This window comes from Thomasclavelia sp. (assembly GCF_047249845.1).
GTDB lineage: Bacteria > Bacillota_I > Bacilli_A > Erysipelotrichales > Coprobacillaceae > Thomasclavelia.
The window spans coordinates 1-23,854 of record NZ_JBKTWO010000031.1 but is presented as its reverse complement, the minus strand read 5'-3'; the positions used below and the strand labels follow the sequence as shown (position 1 = coordinate 23,854).

The 23,854-nt window shown below is 29.1% G+C and carries 24 protein-coding genes, 2 pseudogenes and 1 other annotated feature; of the genes and pseudogenes, 17 read left to right on the top strand and 9 right to left on the bottom strand.

Going from position 1 to position 23,854, the window contains the following annotated elements; translation table 11 throughout:
• Nucleotide 1 precedes the first annotated feature (1 nt).
• From ACLR9T_RS09020 to ACLR9T_RS09000, 5 genes and pseudogenes are all read left to right on the top strand, one after another.
• On the top strand, nt 2-1,873 hold the full coding sequence (locus ACLR9T_RS09020) for an ATP-binding cassette domain-containing protein (protein ID WP_413109212.1): 1,872 nt from the start codon (nt 2-4) through the stop codon (nt 1,871-1,873).
• Between the two features lie 54 nt (nt 1,874-1,927).
• Nucleotides 1,928-2,136, top strand: a binding site (T-box leader).
• Nucleotides 2,137-2,172: 36 nt separating this feature from the next.
• A complete protein-coding gene (gene leuS, locus ACLR9T_RS09015; protein ID WP_413109211.1) occupies nt 2,173-4,569 on the top strand; it encodes a leucine--tRNA ligase in 2,397 nt (798 codons plus the stop codon).
• A gap of 325 nt (nt 4,570-4,894) precedes the next feature.
• Nucleotides 4,895-5,404 (top strand): cyclophilin-like fold protein, encoded by a 510-nt coding sequence (locus tag ACLR9T_RS09010; protein ID WP_413109210.1) that lies wholly within the window; start codon nt 4,895-4,897, stop codon nt 5,402-5,404.
• Nucleotides 5,405-5,650: 246 nt separating this feature from the next.
• The gene (locus ACLR9T_RS09005) at nt 5,651-5,854 is read left to right on the top strand and encodes an iron-containing alcohol dehydrogenase (RefSeq protein WP_413109209.1); all 204 of its coding nucleotides are present in this window, start codon (nt 5,651-5,653) and stop codon (nt 5,852-5,854) included.
• A gap of 46 nt (nt 5,855-5,900) precedes the next feature.
• Nucleotides 5,901-6,059 (top strand): annotated as a pseudogene (locus ACLR9T_RS09000) (hypothetical protein); the annotation flags it as partial.
• Between the two features lie 168 nt (nt 6,060-6,227).
• Here ACLR9T_RS09000 and ACLR9T_RS08995 read toward each other — a convergent pair.
• The 8 genes from ACLR9T_RS08995 to ACLR9T_RS08960 all read right to left on the bottom strand — a co-directional run bounded on the left by ACLR9T_RS08995 (nt 6,228) and on the right by ACLR9T_RS08960 (nt 12,411).
• Nucleotides 6,228-7,019: an RnfABCDGE type electron transport complex subunit B gene (locus ACLR9T_RS08995; protein WP_413109208.1), complete on the bottom strand. Its 792-nt coding sequence runs from the start codon at nt 7,017-7,019 to the stop codon at nt 6,228-6,230.
• Nucleotides 7,020-7,033: 14 nt separating this feature from the next.
• The gene (locus tag ACLR9T_RS08990; protein ID WP_413109207.1) at nt 7,034-7,606 is read right to left on the bottom strand and encodes an electron transport complex protein RnfA; all 573 of its coding nucleotides are present in this window, start codon (nt 7,604-7,606) and stop codon (nt 7,034-7,036) included.
• Nucleotides 7,607-8,338: an electron transport complex subunit RsxE gene (gene rsxE / locus ACLR9T_RS08985; RefSeq protein WP_413109206.1), complete on the bottom strand. Its 732-nt coding sequence runs from the start codon at nt 8,336-8,338 to the stop codon at nt 7,607-7,609.
• The gene (locus tag ACLR9T_RS08980) at nt 8,331-8,963 is read right to left on the bottom strand and encodes an RnfABCDGE type electron transport complex subunit G (protein WP_413109205.1); all 633 of its coding nucleotides are present in this window, start codon (nt 8,961-8,963) and stop codon (nt 8,331-8,333) included. Before ACLR9T_RS08980 ends, rsxE begins: the two co-directional genes overlap by 8 nt.
• Nucleotides 8,960-9,889, bottom strand: a complete 930-nt coding sequence (locus tag ACLR9T_RS08975; RefSeq protein ID WP_413109204.1) for an RnfABCDGE type electron transport complex subunit D — start codon at nt 9,887-9,889, stop codon at nt 8,960-8,962. Before ACLR9T_RS08975 ends, ACLR9T_RS08980 begins: the two co-directional genes overlap by 4 nt.
• Nucleotides 9,889-11,217 (bottom strand): electron transport complex subunit RsxC, encoded by a 1,329-nt coding sequence (gene rsxC / locus ACLR9T_RS08970; RefSeq protein ID WP_413109203.1) that lies wholly within the window; start codon nt 11,215-11,217, stop codon nt 9,889-9,891. Before rsxC ends, ACLR9T_RS08975 begins: the two co-directional genes overlap by 1 nt.
• A 114-nt stretch (nt 11,218-11,331) precedes the next feature.
• On the bottom strand, nt 11,332-11,916 hold the full coding sequence (rbr, locus tag ACLR9T_RS08965; RefSeq protein ID WP_413109202.1) for a rubrerythrin: 585 nt from the start codon (nt 11,914-11,916) through the stop codon (nt 11,332-11,334).
• Nucleotides 11,917-12,018: 102 nt separating this feature from the next.
• A complete protein-coding gene (locus ACLR9T_RS08960; RefSeq protein WP_413109201.1) occupies nt 12,019-12,411 on the bottom strand; it encodes a DUF3783 domain-containing protein in 393 nt (130 codons plus the stop codon).
• 102 nt (nt 12,412-12,513) lie between these two features.
• Between ACLR9T_RS08960 and ACLR9T_RS08955 the strand changes: the two genes are divergently transcribed.
• Nucleotides 12,514-13,413: a CorA family divalent cation transporter gene (locus ACLR9T_RS08955; RefSeq protein ID WP_413109200.1), complete on the top strand. Its 900-nt coding sequence runs from the start codon at nt 12,514-12,516 to the stop codon at nt 13,411-13,413.
• A 209-nt stretch (nt 13,414-13,622) separates the two neighbouring features.
• Nucleotides 13,623-14,228 (top strand): 30S ribosomal protein S4, encoded by a 606-nt coding sequence (gene rpsD, locus ACLR9T_RS08950; protein WP_413109199.1) that lies wholly within the window; start codon nt 13,623-13,625, stop codon nt 14,226-14,228.
• A 247-nt stretch (nt 14,229-14,475) separates the two neighbouring features.
• On the opposite strand, the gene ACLR9T_RS08945 is transcribed toward rpsD, so the two are convergent.
• Entirely contained in the window at nt 14,476-14,712 is a 237-nt protein-coding gene (locus ACLR9T_RS08945; RefSeq protein WP_413109198.1) for a hypothetical protein, read from the bottom strand.
• A gap of 309 nt (nt 14,713-15,021) precedes the next feature.
• Here ACLR9T_RS08945 and pyrF point away from each other — a divergent pair, with 309 nt between their 5' ends.
• The 10 genes and pseudogenes from pyrF to ACLR9T_RS08895 form a co-directional block, all read left to right on the top strand.
• Nucleotides 15,022-15,729 (top strand): orotidine-5'-phosphate decarboxylase, encoded by a 708-nt coding sequence (pyrF, locus tag ACLR9T_RS08940; RefSeq protein ID WP_413109197.1) that lies wholly within the window; start codon nt 15,022-15,024, stop codon nt 15,727-15,729.
• Nucleotides 15,730-15,741: 12 nt separating this feature from the next.
• A complete protein-coding gene (pyrE, locus tag ACLR9T_RS08935) occupies nt 15,742-16,374 on the top strand; it encodes an orotate phosphoribosyltransferase (RefSeq protein ID WP_413109196.1) in 633 nt (210 codons plus the stop codon).
• 168 nt (nt 16,375-16,542) lie between these two features.
• Complete coding sequence (locus ACLR9T_RS08930) at nt 16,543-17,364, top strand: ABC transporter permease (RefSeq protein ID WP_413109195.1); 822 nt, start codon at nt 16,543-16,545, stop codon at nt 17,362-17,364.
• 9 nt (nt 17,365-17,373) lie between these two features.
• Nucleotides 17,374-18,201, top strand: coding sequence for an ABC transporter ATP-binding protein (locus ACLR9T_RS08925; RefSeq protein ID WP_413109194.1), 828 nt, complete (start codon nt 17,374-17,376; stop codon nt 18,199-18,201).
• Nucleotides 18,202-18,210: 9 nt separating this feature from the next.
• Complete coding sequence (gene tagD / locus ACLR9T_RS08920) at nt 18,211-18,597, top strand: glycerol-3-phosphate cytidylyltransferase (protein ID WP_092353102.1); 387 nt, start codon at nt 18,211-18,213, stop codon at nt 18,595-18,597.
• Nucleotides 18,598-20,814, top strand: a complete 2,217-nt coding sequence (locus tag ACLR9T_RS08915; protein WP_413109193.1) for a CDP-glycerol glycerophosphotransferase family protein — start codon at nt 18,598-18,600, stop codon at nt 20,812-20,814. It abuts the gene before it with no gap.
• A 38-nt stretch (nt 20,815-20,852) separates the two neighbouring features.
• Nucleotides 20,853-22,031 (top strand): CDP-glycerol glycerophosphotransferase family protein, encoded by a 1,179-nt coding sequence (locus ACLR9T_RS08910; RefSeq protein WP_413109192.1) that lies wholly within the window; start codon nt 20,853-20,855, stop codon nt 22,029-22,031.
• 8 nt (nt 22,032-22,039) lie between these two features.
• The gene (locus ACLR9T_RS08905) at nt 22,040-23,131 is read left to right on the top strand and encodes a CDP-glycerol glycerophosphotransferase family protein (protein WP_413109191.1); all 1,092 of its coding nucleotides are present in this window, start codon (nt 22,040-22,042) and stop codon (nt 23,129-23,131) included.
• Nucleotides 23,132-23,225: 94 nt separating this feature from the next.
• The gene (locus ACLR9T_RS08900; RefSeq protein WP_413109190.1) at nt 23,226-23,534 is read left to right on the top strand and encodes a LysM peptidoglycan-binding domain-containing protein; all 309 of its coding nucleotides are present in this window, start codon (nt 23,226-23,228) and stop codon (nt 23,532-23,534) included.
• Nucleotides 23,535-23,598: 64 nt separating this feature from the next.
• A pseudogene (locus ACLR9T_RS08895) lies at nt 23,599-23,854 on the top strand (nicotinate phosphoribosyltransferase); the annotation flags it as partial.

Below are 23,854 nucleotides of genomic sequence, written 5' to 3'. Positions count from 1 at the left end.
AATGTTAGAGATAAAAAATCTATATAAACGATATGATGAAGTGATTATTGATAATTTATCAATAACTTTTCCGAGTTTTGGTATGATAGTAATATCAGGTGAATCGGGATGTGGGAAAACTACTTTATTAAATATTTTGGGTGGGATAGATCAAGATTATGAAGGGGAAATATTATTTGATCATCAAAATATCAAAACAATAAGACACTATTGTCGAAAACATATTGGTTTTATTTTTCAAAATTTTAATTTAATTAATTGGTTAAATGTTAGGCAAAATTATTTTTTGCCAAAGTTTTTTTGTCAAACTATATTCAAGAGAGAAATAGAGGATCGTGAAGAAAAACTAGACCTAATCGATGTTTTGAAAAAGAAAGTAAGTGTATTATCAGGCGGTCAAAAACAGCGAGTGGCAATATTGAGAGCGATGATTAAAAATGTTGATATTTTACTCTGTGATGAACCTACAGGTTCATTAGATGAAAATAATGCTAAAGTGATTTTTGATATTTTAAAAAAGGAAGCTAAGGAACGTTTAGTAATTGTGATTACACATGATAAAAGGTTAGCTTGTCAGTATGCTGATTATATATATTCTTTTCAAAATGGTAAATTAATTGGTAAATATCATGATATGAAAGATAATAACTTTTATTATCGTTTAAGAGAAAAAAATTCTCCTTTAACTCTTTTTAAGTTATCTTTGTTACAATATCGTGCCAATTTTGGGAGAAATATTAAAATTATCGCTGGTCTTGTGATGGCATTAGTATGTATAATGATCACTTTTACATTAAGTGGTTCCTTGCAGTATCAAATTCAAAAACAGCTTAATAATATTTTTCCTAATCAATTAGTATCATTACAAAGTGTTAGTAAAAAAATTTTGAATTATAAAGATTTATTAGATTTAAAAAATAATCAGGATATTACATATATATATGGAGAAATGAGAGATTTTGAATTTATTGGAATTTCTTTACAGAAAGACTATAATATTGATAAAACAATATATATTAGTGATATGACTAAAGAATTAAAGAATAATCAATTGGAAATAGGAAGAAATATTAAAAGTGATTATGAAGTCGTATTATCAAAAACAACAGCTATTCACTTAAAGAAGGATTACAAAAATCTTTTAAATCAGTATGTTTATGGTTATTATATACAAGGAGATAATGTTAAAAAAGTAAAGTTAAAAGTAGTTGGAATTAATGGAGAAAATACAATCTTTGATACTATTTATATTAATGAATTAGCAAATGTAAAACATGTAAGTGAATGTTTTAATGTTAATATTGATCAGATATATTTTTCGATTGGAATGATTAATATTGATAATAAAGTAAATGTAAATAATAGCTTAGATAAATTAAAAAAGAAATATTTTAATTTGGAATTTAAAGTTGCAGGAGAAAACATTAGTAATAAAATTAACGATTTTTTATTACAAACTCAACGTGTTTTGATATTATTTTCTTCTTTAGCAGTTGTTGCAGCTTGTTTTTTAATTGGAGAAGTATTATATTTGTCAGTAGTTCAAAAAACGAAAGATATTGGTATATTTAAGTGTTTAGGAGCAAGTAAATTACAACTTAGGTTATTAGTTTTATTTGAAAGTTTTATGTTGGTTAGCATTGCTTTTTTAGTTTCATATTTATCTTTTAGTCAATTAATTGATTTTATTAACAGGTTTGTTGAAGCTGGGTTACAGATAGATTTATCTCAATCGTTTATCCAGATAGATAATTTTCTATTAGGATCAATATATCTTGGGGCATTATTTTTCGGTATTATTAGTAGTTATTTTCCAGCATATTTTGCAAGTAATTTAGATCCTGTAAAAGCACTAAAGTATCAAAGATATTAAATAGTTAAATTTTGTTGCATCTAGTTAGTTTTATGATATAATATTTGAGTATCAAAAAAATCAATGAATAGGACTAGTAATAATTGACGTTTTTTATAGAGAGTCAGTGGTTGGTGGAAACTGATGAAACGAATTATGAACTCACCTAGGAGATGCAGCGGTGAATTAAGTAGTCGTTGTCGTTAACTGCGTTAAAGTTTTGAGGGCTTAGTCTTTTTGACTTTGAACTAAGGTGGTAACGCGATATTAGAGTCGTCCTTAGATGGAGGACTTTTTTTATTTTAAGGAGGAATTATAAAATGCCGTTTAATCACAGACAAATAGAGCCAAAATGGCAAAAATATTGGGATGAACATAAGACATTTAAAACAGATTGCTATGATGATAGCAAACCTAAATATTATTGTGTTGATATGTTCCCATATCCATCAGGTAATGGTCTTCATGTTGGACATCCTGAAGGATATACTGCAACAGATATTGTTTCAAGGATGAAAAGGATGCAAGGATACAATGTTTTACATCCGATGGGGTTTGATTCATTTGGCTTGCCAGCTGAACAGTTTGCAATTCAAACTGGACATCACCCTGCAGAATTTACGAAAAAAAATATTGAAGTATTTAAAGGACAAATTAAATCATTGGGATTTTCATATGACTGGGATCGTGAAATTGCAACTAGTGATCCTGAATACTATAAATGGACACAATGGATATTTACTAAATTATATGATGCAGGATTAGCTTATGTTGATGAAATTCCAGTTAATTGGTGTCCTGAGCTTAAGGCAGTTCTTGCAAATGAAGAAGTTATTGATGGTAAAAGTGAGCGTGGTGGATATCCTGTTATTCGTAAACCAATGCGCCAATGGGTTCTAAAAATTACTGAGTATGCTGAAAGATTATTAGAGGATCTTGATGATTTAGATTGGCCTGAAGCAACAAAACAAATGCAACGCAACTGGATTGGAAAGTCGGTTGGTGCAAATGTTGATTTTAAAATCGATGGAACTGATAAAATATTTACAGTATTTACAACTCGTTGTGATACTTTGTTTGGGGCAACTTATTGTGTTATGGCACCAGAGCATCCATATGTTGTAGAAATCACTACCCCTGAACAAAAAGAAGCAATCGAGGCTTATAAAAAAAGTTGTGCTAGTAAATCAGATTTGGAAAGAACAGAATTAAACAAGGATAAAACTGGGGTTTTCACAGGAGCATATGCTATTAATCCTGTTAATGGAAAGAAAATTCCGATTTGGATTTCTGATTATGTTTTAGCTAGTTATGGAACTGGTGCTATTATGGCGGTACCTGCTCATGATGAACGAGATTGGGAATTTGCTAAAAAGTTTGGAATCGATATTATTCCAGTATTAGAAGGTGGTAATATTGAAGAAGCTGCTTACACCGAAGATGGTTTACATATTAATTCTGATTGGTTAGATGGTCTAGGGAAACAAGAAGCTATTGATAAAATGATTGCCTGGTTAGAGGAAAATAAATGTGGTGAAAAGAAAATTTCTTATAAATTAAGAGATTGGTTGTTTTCACGTCAACGTTATTGGGGAGAACCAATTCCTATTGTACATATGGAAGATGGTACAATGAAGACTGTTCCTGTTGAAGAATTACCATTAGAACTTCCAGCTACTAAAAATTTCCAGCCGCATGATAGTGGTGAATCACCATTAGCAAATTGTGAAGATTGGCTTGAAGTAGAGATTGATGGTCAAAAAGGACGTCGGGAAACAAATACAATGCCTCAATGGGCAGGGTCATGTTGGTATTATATTCGTTATATTGATCCTCATAATAATGAAGCAATATGTGATCCGAAATTATTAGAAAAATGGTTACCAGTTGATTTATATGTAGGTGGTGCTGAACATGCGGTATTGCATCTCTTATATTCCCGTTTTTGGCATAAAGTATTATATGATGCTGGGGTGGTTAAATGTAAGGAACCATGGCAAAGATTATTTCATCAAGGTATGATTCTTGGCGATAATAATGAGAAAATGTCTAAATCACGAGGTAATGTTGTAAATCCTGATGATATAGTTGCATCGCATGGTGCTGATTCATTAAGATTATATGAAATGTTCATGGGACCATTAGAAGCAGCTCTTCCTTGGTCTACAAATGGATTAGATGGTTCACGTAAATGGCTGGATCGAGTATATCGCTTATTTATTGAACAAGATAAATTAAGTGATGAAAATGATCATAGTCTAGATCGTGTTTATCATCAGACTGTAAAAAAGGTAACTGATGATTTTGAAACTTTAGGTTTCAATACAGCTATTTCTCAAATGATGATTTTTATTAATGAATGTTATAAAGCGCCATCTGTATATAAAGAATATGCATTTAATTTTATTAAGATGCTTTCTTGTATTGCACCTCATATTTGTGAAGAAATGTGGCAGATGTTAGGTAATGAAAATACTCTTGCATATGAACCATGGCCTACATATGACGAAAATATGCTTGTAAGTGAAACTGTTGAAATGGGAGTTCAGGTAAATGGTAGACTTAGAGCTAAAATTCAGGTGGCTAAAGATGCAGATGATGAAGTGGTTAAGGAGATTGCTTTTGAACAGGAAAATGTTAAAGCTCATACTGAGGGTAAAAATATTGTAAAAGTAATAGTAGTTAAAAATAAGATTGTCAACATTGTGGTTAAATAGAAAACTACTATACGAAGGTAAAATTTTACAAAAAAATAATTTGTTAAAGGCGTTAGCTGTAAAGTTAACGTCTTTTTGTATTTAAAAGGAAGGAAAAATAGTACAAAAGGTTATTTATTAAAAGTAAATATTTTAATAATAGGGTCTAATTTATTTAAAAAAATTAATATTTTTATTGTTTATAATTAGTATTAAAAAATGTATTATATATGCTTATTAGCTATGTTAATGTGTTTAATATAGGTATTTGATATTGTAGTTATGAGAATTATAATATAAATATAATAAATTAAAATAAACTAATTATTTTAGAAAGGAGGGCAAAATGAGAAAACAGCAAATATTTATGATATTTATTCTAATTATAAGTATGATTAGTTTAAATGGTTGTTCAAAACAAGGTCTAAACGAGCACTTAGTAGAAAACAGTCAAGAAAATAATGAGAATATAAATGATAAGGAAAATATTATGAAAAGTAATGAAATGAAAATTAGAGTTAGTAGTGATTGGCATAAAGTGATTTTTTTGCTTAATAATAGTGAAGCATCAAAATCATTATATGAACAGCTGCCTTTAGATATTGTGGTAGAGAATTATGGGAGTAATGAAAAAATTTTTTATCCGCCACAAACTCTTGATATTCAAGATACACCTTTATTAAAAAGTGGTGGGGTAGGAACATTAGGTTATTTTGCTTTGTGGGATAATGTTGTAATGTATTTTGGGAGTTGTGAAGCTTATAATGGACTATATGTACTTGGCGAAGCAATTACGGGCGGTGAGAATATTGAAAATTTATCAGGATTTATACATATTGAAAAGATAGAGACATAGAAATAAGCAGAATTTTATAGTAGAATGTGACGTTTGTATTGATATTAAGTGTATTGTATAAGCGGATACATAGTTTTGTGTCGCTGTTTTTAAAGAAGATTAAAAACTTTTATTAATCATTTGTATGTGTTTGGATATATTGTTGCATATTACTGCTTTATTACAAAGATGCTTGAAAAGTTGAACTGAGGGGACGGTTTAAGCTAGTTATTGATAAACTAAGAAAAAGGAGATAAAAATGTTTTATTGATTTATCGAGGTGGATCAATTAAGAAAAATGGTATATATGATGATGTTATTGAAATTTTAAAAGAATGTCATAAGTCAATATTTGAAGATGGAGGGGTAATGCCTAATCCGACAGTTGAAAAACTTTATGAAGGATGTCAGATAGCAAGGGAAAATAATATTGATTTAATTTTAGCTGTAGGCGGGTGGATCTGTTTGTGATTATGCTAAAGCGGTATCGGTATCCACACATTGTAAAGAAGATCTATGGAATAAATATTATTTGAGAATGGAAGATGTTGATAATGAGATTATTCCTGTAGGCTGTATCTTAACTATGGTTGGAACTGGTTCAGAAATGAATGGTGGTTATAAAGAATTAACTTATCAGGAAATTGTTGAAATTCTTAAAGAAAGCATGTATTAATTTTTGAAAGCTCTTGATTTTACTATATTATAATTAAGAGTTTTTATTTTATATGATGTTTTTGTCAGACTATCTTTTTTGGTGATTTAGAAAAATTATTATAGATAAATATTGGTTATAGAAAAAGCAGCAAAACTATTAAAATTAGATTTGCTGCTTTAATAATTATTATATAGTGATGATACATTTACGAGGACATTTTTCTTTACAAATACCACAATTAGTACATTTTGAATAGTCGATTCGCGCTAATGAATTTTCAATTATGATTGCATTATTAGGACAATTACGAGCACATAGACCACAACCAATACAGCTTACTGTACAACTCTTTCGCGCTCGTAATGCAGGCTCTTTAGAATTACACTTAACTAAAGCTTGATTTTGCATAGGAATTAAAGTGATGACATTATTAGGACAGATTTTTACACATTTCCCACAACCTTGGCATAAATCATTATTAACTACTGCTACTCCATCAATAATTGAAATTGCTCCATACTCACATTCACTAATACAACTACCATATCCCATACAGCCATGACTACATTTTTTATCTCCACCGCCAGGAACGATTGCTGCATTGTTACAATCCTTAATACCATGGTATAAATATTGTATTGTTGCATTTTTACAAGTCCCACCGCAACGAATAAAGGCTACCATTTTTATTGTTTCTTCGCTTTCGACTCCCATGATTTTTGCAATAGCATCAGCAACGCTCTTCCCTCCTACAGGGCACTGATTTACTTTTGCTTCACCTATAATAATGGCTTTGGCTAGTCCATCACATCCAGGATAACCACAGCCACCGCAATTATTACCAGGCAATTCTTCACGAATTTGAACTTCTTTTTCATTAACTGATACAGAAAATTTTTCACTTGCAATTGTAAGAACAATTCCAATAATAAGACCAATTGTTCCAACAACTGCAGCGGCAATTATAATTTCATTCATTCTGTTACCCCTTTCTATATTAATCCTGCAAAACCAATAAATGCAATAGCCATTAATCCCGCAGTAATAAGAATTATAGGGGAACCTTGAAACGAAATAGGAATATCATTATTGGCAATCTTTTCTCTAATTCCTGCCATAATTACAATTGCAATAGTAAAACCTAAAGCAGTTCCAAAGCAGCATACAAGACTTGTTAAAACATCATAGTTATTTTGAACGTTTGTAATAGCCACGCCTAAAACAGCACAATTAGTAGTAATTAGAGGAAGATAAACTCCTAGAGAACTATATAATCCAGAACTATATTTTTTTAAAAACATCTCAACTAATTGAACAAGTGCCGCAATTACAAGGATAAAAGTAACGGTATTTAAATATTCCAACTTAAAAATTACTAGTATTTTATAAAGAAGACTTGTTGCAATTGAGGCAATTGACATTACAAAGATAACGGCTCCTCCCATTCCTACAGCAGTTTCAATTTTTTTAGAAACCCCAAGAAAAGGACATAATCCTAGAAATTGGCTCAATACAACATTATTTACTAAAGCAACACTAATTAATAATAATATCATGCCTGTCATCTATTTTTCCTCCCTTAGATTACATAATGTTTCTTTATTAAAACTGTGACAATGAAGACAATCATGATTGCAGTCATTATTTTTTTTATGATTAGAAGCACTTGGTAATTTTAAACGATTTTGAATAGCGGTTAGCCCTGCTAGAACAAAGAATGCACCAGGAGCCATAACAAAGATCGTAGCTGGTTCTAATTGTGTGAAGAAACTGTATATTTTAGTACCTACCAGTTCTTTAAATAATGGTGCAAACTCAATTCCAAAAAAAGTGCCACTTCCTAGTATTTCTCTAACTAAACCAATACAAGTCAACGCTAAAGTAAATCCTAATCCCATTCCAATTCCATCGAAAAGCGAAAGAATACAGTTATGTTTAGAAGCATAGGCTTCAGCTCTGCCTAAAATAATACAATTAACAACGATTAATGGAATATATATACCTAATGTATCATATAAAGATGGTAAATATGCTTGCAATAATAGTTGAACAATTGTAACCATAGAAGCAACAATAACTATATATGAAGGGATACGCATTCTTTCAGGAATGATTTTCCTTAATGATGAGATAATAAAATTAGATGCAATTAAAACAACAGTAGTAGTAAGTCCCATTCCCAAACCATTGATTGAAGAAGTTGTTACAGCTAAAGTAGGACACATTCCTAACATTAAAATCAAAGTCGGATTCTCTTTGATAATTCCATTATAAAGACGTTCAACATATTTATTCATGAGAAACCTCCTCTATTTGTTGGTTGATAGCTAAAGCACTATTTATCGCATTATTAAAGGCTGATGAAGTGATTGTTGCTCCACTAAGTGCATCAATTTCTTGATCATTTTGTTTTCCTGTTTTAGTAATGGTAAATTTTTTACTTTTTTTATTATAATATTGTTTTTTGAAATTATCATTTTTAGCGTTCATACCTAAACCAACAGTTTCATTGATTGTAAGAACTTCAATTCCAGTAATTTGGTTTTTGAGGTCAATTCCCACAACTAAGGTGATATCTCCACCATAACCATCTTTACTTGTTACTTTGATTACATGACCAATTAATTTTTCATTTTTGTTTGAAACTGCTAAAATTTCTTCAATAACAATTCCGTTTTCACCAAAATCATAATTATTATCTTTTATGGTTTTAGGGAAGTTTTTAACAATTTTATTTAGTTTTTTATTAGTTTTAAAAGATTCTCCTTTTTTAAAAACACTTTGATATGATTCTTGAATTACTTTCTCATTTTGTATAGCAATAGGCTCTTTAGTCAGATAATTAACAAATGCTAATGATAATCCAGCTATTAATGTGATGAGAACAAAGATGATAATATCTTTAAAAAGATGTTTTTTCATTTTTGTTTACCCCCATTATTTTTTATATTTGGAATAGTAATTTTTTCTATTAGAGGAACTAATAAATTGGTGATAATAATTGCAAATGACATACCTTCAGGAGTACTGCCATATAATCTGAATACTGCAGCTAAAATACCAATAATTAACCCATATACTAATTTACCATTTGGAGTAATAGGACTAGTTACATAATCAGTAGCCATAAAGAAAGCACCTATCATTAAACCGCCGCCACATAGCTGTGTTAACAAATAATTAGAATTAAAATTACCACTAATAAAAATAATAATACTAAATGAAGCAAGGATAGTTAATGGAATTTTAGGACTAATTACTTTTTTATAAATAAGATAACTAGCACCAATTAATATTGCTATCACTGATGTTTCCCCGATTGTTCCACTAGTATTTCCAATCAGCATATCAAGTAAATTCACGCTTTGATTGTTCCTTAACATTGCAAGTGGTGTTGCGCTACTTGTAGCATCGATACTAACAAATGAATTCATTTTTCCTGCAAATGATATTAGTAAAAAGCATCTAGCAGCTAAGGCAGGATTCATAAAATTTTGCCCGAGTCCACCAAATAATTGTTTAACAACAATGATTGCAAAAATACTTCCTAAAGCTACCATCCATAATGGCATTGAGCTAGATAAAGATAATGCTAATAATAAACCAGTGATAATAGCAGAACCATCATTTATTGTAATTGGCAGTTTCATTAAACGTTGATACAAATATTCACTTAACACTGCAGTAATGATAGCTATCATAATTACTAACAAAGCATCAATACCAAATTGATAAATCCCAAAAAAAGTTGCTGGGAGTAATGCAATAATTACATCATACATAATATTTTTAGTTGTAATAGAACTACGGATATGGGGAGCGGTTGAAACATTAAATAAATTATCCATTATTTTACTCCTTTCTTACGCTCATCATTGATTGCTTTTTTTATTCGCTTAAATGATTGCGTCATATTTCGTTTAGCTGGACAAGTGTATGTACAACAGCCACACTCCATACAATCCATTCCATGAACTTTTAAAAAATTTTCTTTATCACTATTTCTTGCATAACGATATAAAAGTTGAGGGATCAAACCAATAGGACAGACACTAACACATTTACCACAATGAATACAAGGTGATGGAGCATTTTTAGAGACTTCATCTTTACTTAAGCAGAGAAGGGTTGAAGATGTTTTAGAAACAGGAATATCTAGATTAAATAAAGCAGTTCCCATCATTGGTCCACCAGAGATGATTTTTTGAGGAGGGGTTTTAAAACCGCCACATGCATCAACAAGCGTCTGGTATTTTGTTCCTAACCGAACTTTGAAATTATGGGGTTTATTAATAGCGTCACCAGTAACGGTAACAACTTTTTCAATCAAAGGGATATTATATGCAACAGCTTCATATATAGCAATGATTGAAGCTACATTACTAACTATACAACCTACGTCAGCTGGCAGCATTTTACTTGTAATAGTTTGTTTAGTTAAAACTTTGATCAATACCCGTTCACTTCCTTGGGGATACTTGGTTTTTAGAGATGCTATTTCAATCTTTTGTTCATTTTGAATTTCTTTTTTTATATGTTTTAAAGCTTCGGGTTTATTATCTTCGATAGCAATAATTGCTTTAGCATTTTTAAATAGTTGAAGTTGAATTTTGATACCAGCAATTAGTTTATCTGTTTCTTCGAGCATTAAGCGATAATCAGAAGTTAAGTAGGGCTCACACTCAGCTCCATTAATAATTACATACTTGATTGAATCATCGTCTCTTGGGGTATTTTTTACAGCACTGGGGAAACCAGCACCCCCTAAACCAACGATTCCTGCATGAGCAATGAGCTGACGAATCTGGTCATTTGTATAATTTTGGTAATCATTAATTTTATTATATTCAACAATTGTTTGATATTGATGATCATTATTTATCACGATACAATCAACATAAAAACCAGTTGGTCCAAGACGAGATTCGATTGATTTTACAGTTCCTGAAACAGAACTTGTCACATTAGCAGAAATCAATCCATTACCATTTGCAATAATCTGTCCAACTAAAACTTTTTCCCCTTTAGTGACGACAGGTTTGGCTGGGGCCCCAATGTGTTGAGATAAGGGGAAAATTAATTCATCACCAGGTAAAATAGTTTCAATAGGGCAATTAGCAGTAATGAATTTGTTGTCATTAGGGTGGATACCACCTTTAAAACTAAATTTTTTCATTTTATAATAACTCCTTTTTGAGGTATATAATCTAATTATAATATTTTTCATCAAAATATGAAATAGAAAAACACTGAAATAAGCAAGTAAAAAAGCAATAGCTGATGCTATTGCTTAAACATGAAACTGAGTTTCACTTAAACGAAGATTATATCCTTGTTGATGTTTACAAACTGGACAAACAGTTATTGCTTCATTTCCCTCGTAAATAAAACCACAATTTAAGCACATCCATTTAATATTACTGTTTTCTTTAAATAATCGACCACTAGTTATCAAATCATGATATTTTTTAAATCTTTCATGATGATAATTTTCTATTTCACAGATCATAAAAAATGTTGTAGCTATCTCCATATATCCTTCTTCTTTAGCTTCTTCACCAAATTGTCGATAAATTGATGTTGCTTCATCATACTCATGTTTAGCTGCAGCTTCTAATAAAGAGGCTAAGTCTTGTCCTAAATCTACAGGATAGTTAGCCATCATTGAGACATTTTCATCTTTAAAAACATCTTTTAAATAATTGTAAAATATGACTGCATGCTCTTTTTCTTGGTTAGCAGTAAAATAAAACATATCTTGCAAAATAGCTAGACCATTTTTTCCAGCTACTTTAGCAGCCATTTCATAACGCATGCGAGCTTGGCATTCACCTGCAAAAGCTCTAAGTAAATTTGTTTTTGTTTTTGCATCCATATAAGTTACCTCCGCTTTTATTTTTAACAAAATAAAAGAAGATTAAACTTAATCTTCTCAATTTGACCAATATCTTTATGAATTGTTATTATAAAAGCTTCATTAATTAATATTATCTTTATTCATACCAGTTAATTCCATATATTCATTTTTAACGCTTTCTAATAATTTCATAAATGTCCAATTCACATTTACTTTAGTTACAATTGCCTTTAAAGGAATAAAAGGAATATTTGCTTCTTTAAAGATTTTTAATAAAATATCGATTTGTTTATCTTCAAAACCTGCCATTACAATCATATCATCTTGAGGAATTGTAGTTAAAGCTTCAGTTCCTCTTTCAAAACCCTCAGCACCTAAAATATATCCAAGAGGATTCATTAAATCACTAGATTTAACAATAATTATTTCAACATTTAATTTTTCTAAAATAGAGATAATCGCTTTACCTGCTTCGCTTTTATCAATATTATATAATAGTACAGTTTCTTGCATAAATTTGCCTCACTTTCGTCTAATAGATTACCATATTTGTTTTAATCAATCAACTATCATGCTTGATATTTATTATGGTATAATCATAGATGGGTGATGATAATGGAATATTATTTAGATGAAGTAATTAATGAGATAAGTAATGATAAAACATTGATAATAGAAGTGATTGGCTATGATGAGTTCGTTTTAAAATATCATGATATGTATCATGGTATAAATATGCAACATCATTTAAATGATGTAAAGCATTGCCGTGTTGATTTGTATTATGATGGTTATAATGGAATAATGGGTGTTTTAGATAAAAAGTTGTTAAAGAATTATCATAGTTTTGGATTTTGTTTAAATGATAATAAACTGATCTTAATAGATGATGAAAATATTGTGAGAGGATTGATCGAGCAGATCAAACCAGAATATTATAATAAGCATATTAGTTTAAGTTGTTTTTTACATTATTTAATTGTTAAAATCATTGAAAATGATGGTTTGTATCTACAGAAATATTTACAAAAATTAGAATTGATTGAAGACCAAATAGATTCTAATTTTAATGAAAAAATTAGTAAGTCTATAATGTCGATTAGGAAAAATTTATTATCAATTAGTTCATATTACAGCCAATTAGGCGATATGGTCGATGTATTTTGTGATAATGAATCAGATTTTTTAAATACCTATGAGTGCCATTTGTTTAATATGCTAGCAAGACGAATTGATCGTTTAGAACGACAAATAGCTGCTTTACGAGATTATTCAATGCAAGTAAGGGAAATGTATCAAAATAAGATAGATATGCATCAAAATAGAGTAATGACATTGCTTACAGTTGCAACTAGTTTGTTTTTTCCTTTATCAATTATTACAGGATGGTACGGTATGAATTTTGTTTATATGCCAGAATTATTTAGTAAATATGGATATATTATGGTTATTATTATTAGTGTCCTAATTATTTTGATTGAAATGATAATATTTAAAAAGAAAAAGTTTTTTTAAGTAAGAAAAATGTTGACGTAAAGATAAAAAAAGTGTATGCTAAATAGGCAACAAATGATAGCAGCACATAGAGTTTTGAAACGAGCGTTTATAACTGAAGTTTGTAAAGTAGCTGGCTGCAAAGTGAAATACTTAATATAAACACAATTCGAATAATCTATGCAATGTTATTGTTTTATGCAAATAAAACAATAAATGGAGGAAAACAAATGTCACGTTATACTGGACCACAATGGAAACTTTCTCGTCGTTTAGGATTCTCAATCTTAGAAAACGGTAAAGAATTAAATAGAAGAGCATATGCTCCTGGACAACATGGTCAAAAAAGAAAAAAACAAACAGAATATGGATTACAATTAGCTGAAAAGCAAAAAGTAAGACATATGTATGGAGTTAATGAAAAACAATTCCACAACACATTTAAACAAGCAGGTAAAATGAGCGGGATTCATGGTTATAACTTTTTCTGCTTATTAGAACAAAGATTAGATAATGTAGTTTATAGATTAGGATTTGCACCTACAAGAAGAGCTGCAAGACAATTAGTAAACCATGGTCATTTCTTAGTAAATGGAGTTAAAACTGATATTCCATCATTCCGTGTTAAAGTTGGAGATGTAATTGAAGTTAAAGAAAAATCTAAAAATTTAGCAATCATTAAAGCTAGTTTAGAAGCTAGAGTACATACTCCTGCATTCGTAGAAGTTGATGATACTAAATTAACTGGAAAACTTACTCGTTTACCAGAAAGATCTGAATTAAACCAAGAAATTAATGAATCATTAATTGTTGAATATTACAACCGTATGGGTTAGTAAATTAAAGAAATTTAGGTATATCATAACTATGCAGAGGTTATGGCATACCTTTTTTGTTTATTTCATAAAAAATGCTAACTATGTAATAGGTAGGTCATAGTTATATATTTGCTAAATGTTAAAAACTTGCTAAAAATTATTGTTTGGTGAGATAAATATTAATAATAAAAAATCCCTTATACTATTTTTGTAATAGTGTAAGGAATCTTTTGCTTTAGCTCCATATTTAAAATCAGTAGTATATTTATTCATTATCAGGAGGATAATTAGTCTTTATTAAATCATAGTTAGAATTTACAATTTTATCCATATCACCTTTTTTATAAAGTTCTCTATTTTCTTTAAGAAAAGAATCGGTAATGTTCTCACCTTCTTGTGTGTAAATACTAACACCATATTCATTTTCATTAAAGGCGTCATTAAGATATGAATGAAGCATAGGACATGTACCTGGATTTCCTTCGTTAATAGCACTAATCACAATTAATAATACTGATAGCAAAAGTTATTGTAATGATAGCTCCTTTTTGATATTTTCATCAATAGCCCCTTCATGATTTAATAATTCTTCTTTAATATTAAGGTAACAAGATAAAGTATAAATGTCAAGATTGGTAGTTTATAGTTTGATATTATTAAATGAGTATTTTATAGTAGTGTGAAGTGGTTAATATAAAATTAAATTAGATATTGCTAGCATATTAAATCTATATTTTTTTTAAGAGTTTGATTAAAATATCATGGACTATAAATAATTATTTGATATAATTAAGACAATATGGAGGTAAGTATGACAGATAGTAGAATTTGTATTGCTTTAGATTTTAAAAATAAAGTAGAAGTAAAAGAATTTTTAGAAAAATTTAATGATGAAAAATTATATGTTAAAATTGGAATGGAACTATTTTATGGTGAAGGAATCGAAATAGTTAAAATGATCAAGGAAATGGGTCATAATATTTTCTTGGATCTAAAATTACATGATATTCCTAATACAGTAAAGAGTGCAATGAAACAATTAGCAAAATTAGATGTTGATATGGTCAATGTTCATGCCTCTGGTAGTAAAGCGATGATGAAAGCTGCTCTTGAAGGACTGGAAGAGGGAAAAATTGGAAATAAAAGACCTTTATGTATTGCTGTGACATGTTTAACTTCGCTTGATCAAAAAGTTTTAGATGATGAATTACTAATTCACGAATCATTAGAAGAGGTTGTTTTAAAATGGGCTAGTAATGCTAAGGATGCTGGATTGGATGGAGTTGTATGTTCGCCATTAGAATCTAAGATCATTCATGATAATTTAGGACAAGATTTTTTGACAGTAACACCAGGAATACGCTTGAGTGATGATAATGTAAATGATCAAAAACGAGTTACAACTCCAGTGATGGCTCGAGAGTTAACATCAAGTTATATCGTTGTAGGAAGAACTATCACAGGTTCAAGTGATCCATATGCAACATATAAAAAAGTGTATCAAGATTTTCAAGGATAAAGGAGAAAGATAATGAAAGAATTAATTGCAAAAGATTTATTAGATATTCAAGCTGTTTTTTTAAGACCAAATGAACCATTTACCTGGGCAAGTGGAATTAAATCACCAATCTATTGTGATAATCGTTTAACACTGTCATATCCAAAAGTTCGTAAAGATGTTGAAACTGGTTTGGCTAAGTTAGTTAAGGATAGTTTTCCAGAAGCTGATTGCTTGATGGGAACGGCTACAGCAGGAATTGCTCATGCAGCTTTGGTAGCTGATATTTTGGAATTACCGATGGGTTATGTTCGAGGTGGTGCTAAAAGTCATGGACGTAATAACAGAATTGAAGGTAAAGTTGAACCAGGAATGAAAGTAGTGGTAGTTGAGGATTTGATTTCAACAGGAGGGAGTTCTTTAGAGTGTGTTGAGGCATTAAGAGAAGCTGGTTGTGAAGTCATTGGATTAATTGCCATCTTTACATATGGTTTACCTAAAGCAACAACTAATTTTGAAGCAGCTGATTGTAAATTTGCGACTTTGACGGATTATGATACTTTAATTGAAGTGGCTAAAGAAAATGATTATATTAAAGAAGCTGATATGGAAAAATTAAAAGCTTGGAAAAAAGATCCAAGTGATGAATCTTGGATGAGTAAGTAAATAGATATTGGAGCTGAGTAATCAGCTCCTTTTTATAAATTAAAATTAAATGTGTTCAGATATAATTTATAGATAATTGGTAAAAAATATAGATATTTTAATTGCAATATGATTGTGGTATAATTATAATGCTATTGTTGTAAATAAAAGTAGTTTTGGAGGTAGAAAATGCTAAAAAGTATTAAATATGTTCTAAAAGAGAATTTTTCTAATCTATTTAGAATATATTCAATTTCTAAATATGAATTATTATCTGATATGCGCGATTCGCGATTAGGAATCTTTTGGAATTTTGCTAATCCAGCAATTCAAATTTTAACATATTATTTTGTTTTTGGAGTTGTTATGAATCGTAAAGCTGTAGACAAAATACCGTTTATCCAATGGATGCTAGCAGGGATGGTCGTTTGGTTTTTTATTAATCCATGTATTACTCAAGGAGCTAATGCGATTTTTTCAAAAACTGGTGTAATTACAAAAATGAAATTTCCAGTTAGTGTTTTACCGGCTACTGTAGTATTAAAAGAGTTATTTAATCATATTTGTATTTTACTGTTGATGATTATTTTTTATTGTATACAAGGTGTTTATCCTACATTTGAGTGGCTGGGGATAATTTACTATTGTTTTGCCGCCTGTTGTTTTGCGGTGAGTTTGGCGATGATAACATCAGTATTAAATATGATTGCTCGTGATACACGGAAGCTGATTTTAGCATGCATGCGATTAATTTTATATTTAACACCAATTTTATGGCCGATTTCAACGTTAGCTAAAGATGGAGCATTTTTTGCTTTTATTCGCTTTATTATGAAAGTTAACCCTATTTATTATATTGTTTGTGGATATCGTGACTGCTTTTTATATCATTATGGATTTATGCATTATTGGAAACAAATGTTAGCTTTTTGGGGAATAACAGGCGTATTGTTTGTCGTTGGATGTTATATGATGTATAAATTTAAACATAAATTTATTGATATGATCTAGGTGGTAAAGATGGAAAATTATGCTATTAAATTTGAAAATGTTTCAAAAATATATAAACTAAAAAAGAAAAATGATGGTAAAAATAAGAGTAGTGTAACAAAACGGTTTTATGCTTTAAAAAATATTAGTTTTGAAATACCTAAAGGTGAAGTTGTTGGAATATTAGGTACTAATGGCTCTGGGAAATCTACTTTATCACTTATTTTAGCAGGAATTAGTGAGATAGATGAGGGAACTATGCATGTTAATGGTGAACAATCATTAGTAGCTATCAATACTGGGCTAAATAAACAATTAACAGGGTTAGAAAACATTAATGTTAAGGGAGCTTTGTTAGGCTTATCAAAAAAGCAAATTCAGGAAATTATTGATGGAGTAATTGAATTTGCTGAACTAGGGGACTTTTTATATCAACCTGTAAAAAAGTATTCTAGTGGGATGAAGTCACGTTTGGGTTTTTCCATTTCTCTTTATTTAAACCCGGATATTATTATTGTTGATGAGGCTTTATCAGTAGGTGATAAAGGCTTTGCTCAAAAATGCATCAATAAGATGAATGAATTAAAAGATGAAGGTAAGACAATTATTTTCATTTCACATTCATTGCCACAGGTGCGTAATTTTTGTCAGACTGCTATGTGGATTGAAGGTGGGATGTTAAAAGAATATGGGGATGTCAATGAGGTATGTGATCATTATGGTGAATATGTAGATTACTATAATAGTCTTTCAGGTAAAGAGAAGACGAAGATTAGGGAACGAAAATTTGAAAAAAGAATAGTTCAAAATCCTCAAATTAGTTTTTGGGAAAAAGTAATAGATCGCATAAAAGGATAGGTGAAATTAATGAAGAAGGTTATTACATATGGAACATTTGACTTATTTCATGTAGGTCATTTAAATATTATTAAAAGGGCAAAAGCATTAGGGGACTACTTAATTGTTGCGGTTAGTAGTGATGCCTTTAATGCTCAAAAAGGTAAAAAAGCATATCATAGTGATCAAGATCGTAAAATGATTCTTGAAGCTATTAAATATGTTGATGAAGTAATTTTTGAAGAGTCATGGGATCAAAAGATTAAAGATGTAAAAGAGCATGATATTGATGTTTTTGTTATGGGCGATGATTGGGAAGGTAAATTTGATTTTCTAAAAGATTATTGTGAAGTAGTGTATTTACCGCGTACTGAGGGTATTTCAACTACAAAAATCAAAGACGATCTACATAATTAGATGAAACTTAGTATAATAATCCCTTATGATCGCTATAAAAATTATTTACATGACTGTTTAGAAAGTATTAGTCAACAACAAATAACTGACTATGAAACTTTATTGATCGTTAATGATGAAAATGATATTGATGAAGATTTAAAATCATATGATATAAATATGAAAGTAATCCCTGCTGGATTAAATTCTAATGTAGCTAAAAAAAGAAATATTGGAATTAATAACGCAAGTGGTGAATATATATATTTTATTGATTGTGATGATTATTTATTGGATCATACTTTGTCTTTATTGATTCAAAAAGCTGATCAAGAAAACTTAGATTTAGTTGCTGGGATAAGAAAATTTACCTGGTTTAAAAAAAGAGTATTTCAGACCATGGATGATGAAAAAAATAATGAATTAAATCTAAAAGATAAAGATCATGATCGTGATGATAAGTTTATCAATAAAATTTATGATGAAAATAATTTTGATGAGTATAAAACAGATATATTAATTAGAACTCGTCATGCACTTAGAAATATTTCAGTTTTAAATATTTTAATTAGGAGCAGCTTAATAAAAGAACATGAGATTAGATTTAATGAAGAATTCTATTATTATACTGATGTACCATTTGTAGTTCAATTATTAAATTATGCAAAGAGTTTTCAACGTGTAGATGGGGCTGTTTTTGTAAAAAGAAAACATAATGATCCAATTAACACTCCTGCATTATCACAAATAAAAGATCCTGATAATAAATTTAATGAATTTATCAAGACACATAATTATTGTATAATGCTAGTAGCACCAGATAGTTATATTCGTTATTATTTGGATGCTAAAATGGTTTCTTATTATACAAAATTTTTTGCTAAAAAGATCCGTCGTAGTAAAGATGATATTTGGCGTGAAGAACGTTTTAAAATAATGTCTACAGTACTTCAAAATATTAGACCTGAATTGTTAAATAAAAGTTCACGTTATAGTCGTAAGTTAATTAGGGCTGCAATCAAAGGTGATATTGAATTAGCTAAAAAGACAGTTAATCGTCATTTAGCAAAATTAAAAGTAAAAAAGATTTTAAAGAATAAAAATGAGATGAATAAATATTTATATCGTCATAGATATATCAATGAACCAGTTGAAGAAAATATGGTTATGTTTGAAACCTTTATGGGGAAGAGCTATGCTGATTCACCAAAATATATTTATGAATATTTAGCTAAAAATTATCCTGATAAATATCAGTTTGTATGGGTTTTAAATGATCCTAAGGAGAAACTGCCATATGGAGGAATCGTTGTTAAAAGGTTTACTCGTAAGTACGCATATTATTTAGCTAAATCAAAATATTTTGTCTTTAATGTCCGTCAGCCATTATGGTTTAGAAAACGTGAAGAACAAGTTTTTCTAGAGACATGGCATGGAACACCGTTAAAACGATTAGCATTTGATCAAGAGGAAGTCACTGCAGCTTCACCAACATATAAAGCGCAGTTTTATCGTCAAAAACAGGAGTGGGATTATTTGATTGCCCCTAATAAATTTTCAAGTGACATTTTTAAGAGCTGTTTTATGTATGATGGAAATATGTTAGAAACAGGGTATCCACGAAATGACTTATTATCTGCACCTAATCGTGATGAAATTGCTATAAAATTGAAACAAAAATTAAATATTCCACTAGATAAAAAAACAATCTTATATGCACCGACATGGCGTGATGATGAGTATTATGGTAATGGTAAATATAAATTTAAATTAAAATTGGATCTTGAGCTTTTAAAAAGAGAATTAGGTAATGAGTATATTGTTCTGTTAAGAACACATCATTATATTGCAGATGTGTTGGATGTCACTGGATTAGAAGATTTTGCATATAATTTGAGCAAATATGATGATATTACTGAGATATATTTAATTAGTGATATTTGTATTACTGATTATTCAAGTGTTTTCTTTGATTTTGCAAATTTAAAAAGACCGATGCTATTTTATACTTATGATCTTGATAAATACCGTGATGTCTTAAGAGGTTTTTATATTGATATGGAAACAGAACTGCCAGGACCATTGGTTTATACAACTGAGGAAGTTATTGATAAGATTAAAAATCTTGATTTATTAAATGAACAATATCGTGAACGTTATGAACAATTTTATCAAAGATTTTGTTTATGGGAAGATGGTAATGCATCAAAACGTGTGGTTGAAAAAGTATTTAAATAAAGGGATTTATCCCTTTATTTTTATAAGGAGGTTAAGCAGTGAAATTAATTAAAAAGTTTTTAGGAAAACTAATTAGATTTTTATATCGTTTAGTATATCGTTTTATTCCTTGTCAAAAAGAAACTATACTATTTATTTCTTTTCATGGTCGCGGATATTCTGATAATCCCATGGCATTACACCAATATATAACGGCGCATTCTAGATATCGTAATTATCGTTGTATTTATGCGATTAAAAATCATAAACAGAAAAATTTAAAGATTGATAATGCTAAGATTATTGAGTATTTTAGTGTTTCTTATTTTTTTTATCTAGCAAGATCTAAATATTGGATTGCTAATTGTAAGTTACCTAAATATGTATTAAAAAAACCAACTCAGGTTTATTTGCAAACTTGGCATGGTACACCATTAAAAAAATTAGCTCATGATATTGAAGTGCCTGATGGAACTACTTTTTATCGTAGTGGAATGTCAATTGAAGAAATGCGTTCAACTTATGATAATGATGTTAGTAAATATAATTATATGATTTCACCTAGCAGTTTTACAACCGAAGTATTCCAAAGTGCTTTTGCAATTAATAAAGAACGTTTAATTGAAACTGGATATCCACGTAATGATATTTTATCTAATTTTCAAGATGAAGATATTGATAGAATCAAAGTTGAACTTAAATTGCCTAAAGATAAAAAGGTTATTTTATATGCACCAACATGGCGTGATAATTCATTTAATTTAAAAGGATATACATTTAAATTAGAGGTTGATTTTAACAAATGGCAAAGTAAGCTAGGTGATGAATATATCGTAGTCTTTAAGCCTCATTATTTAATTGTTAACGATTTTGATTTAGCAAGTGTAAAAGATTTTGTATATTTTGTTGATCCTAAAGAAGATATTAGCAGATTATATTTAATTGCAGATATTCTAATAACCGATTATTCAAGTGTGTTTTTTGATTATGCAATATTAAAAAGACCGATATATTTTTATATGTATGATCTAGAAAGTTATCGAGATGAATTAAGAGGTTTTTATCTAGATATTTATCAGGACTTACCAGGACAAATTATTGAAGATGAGAATTTATTGCTTGAAAAAATAAAACAAAATAATTTTGATTATAATAAATTAAACTTATTCAACCTTCGTTTTAATAATCATGAAGATGGTAAAGCAAGTAAGCGAGTTTTAGAAATATTATTGAAGTAGGTGAGATGATGGGATTAAAAAAAATAATTATTAATCTTATTTTGAAATTTGTTAATATCTTTGTAAAATTATGCTCAATAAAAAATAATCAGATTGCATTTGTTTCTTTAGAGTCAAACAGATTAGAAAGTGATTTGAAGTTAATTTATGATGAACTAAGCAAAGATAAAAATTATACTTTAAAAACTGTATTGATAAATTATAATAAAAAAAGTTTACTTAATAATTTTTTATATATGCTTAATTGTATTAAACAAATTTATGTTATTAATACGTCAAAAATAGTTTTAATAACTGATAATAATTATGTTATTAGTAATTTCAAGCGTGATGGAGTTAAAGTGATTCAAGTTTGGCATGCAACTGGAGCAATTAAAAAGTTTGGTAATGCGATTAAAAGAGAATATCCAATTAAAAATTATGATTATGTTATAGCGAATAGTGATTATTGGAAAAAGCCCTATCAAGAAGCTTTTAATGTTTCAAAAGATAATGTGATTATTACAGGAATGCCACGAGTAGATCATTTAGTTGATCAGGATTATTTGATAAAAACTAAAGCTAGATTAAAGGATAAATATCCAATCTTAAGAAATAAAAAAGTTATCTTATATGCCCCAACATTTAGAGGGAATATATATCAAGGTTTTAAAAGTATTGATTTTAATGGAAAAAAACTGCTTGATATCTTAGGTGAGGATTATGTTTTGATATATAAATTTCATCCTCTATTATTAAATGATTCAATAATTGATTGTAATCGTATTTTAAATCTAAATAATGAGGAGACGCATGACTTATTTACTGTTAGCGATATGTTAATATCTGATTTTTCATCTATTATTTTTGATTATGCTTTTTTAAATAAACCTTTATATTTTTTTGTTCCCGATCTAGATGAGTATTTAGAAACTTTAGGATGCTTTGTTGACTATCGAAAAATAATGCCAGGGGCAATATGCCTAAATGAAGAAGAATTATCAAAAGCAATTTTAAAAAATGAAAATTATGATATTAATAGTTTCTTACACACCTTTTTTAAATATCAAGATGGAAATAATACTAAAAGAGTTGTTGAATTTATTAAGAGTCTTAATTAACATCAAGAATAATCTTGATGTTTTTGTATTATTTTAATATATTTGCCTAGAAATAAGATAACTACTTGAATAGGTTAAAGTAGGAGGGATGTACATGTACGAAGATTACATGGATAATTTATTTGATCGCCGCCCTATGCCAGTTGTGGCACCTAAAGTAGGGGATATATTCTTATATACGGTAAATCGTGGTGATAATGTATATGCAATAGCAAGAAGGTTTAATACAAGGGTAGATTATATTAAAAATATGAATGAATTGGATAATCGTATGACTATTTATCCAGGACAACAATTATTGATTCCAGTATTGTTTGAAAAAATACCCCCAGTAAAACCACAACCTTTACCACAGCCAGTACCAAGGCCACAACCTAGACAATCGTATGAACTATATTTTTAAAATAACTAGATTTTTTAGATGAAAAAGTTTATTATATTGTTAATATGTACACAAGGAGAAAGATATGAAATTACATGCAGGAAGTAAGCGTAATTTAACATTGGTAATGGACTTATATGAATTAACAATGTCGTATAATTATTTTAAGCAAGGTAACAAGGATCAATATGTTTATTTTGACATGTATTATCGTAAAAATCCTGATAATGGAGGATACTCTATTTTTGCAGGATTACAGCAGTTGATTGAATGTATTGATCATTTGCATTTTAGTGAGGGAGATATTAAATATCTCCGCTCACTAAATAAGTTTGATGAAG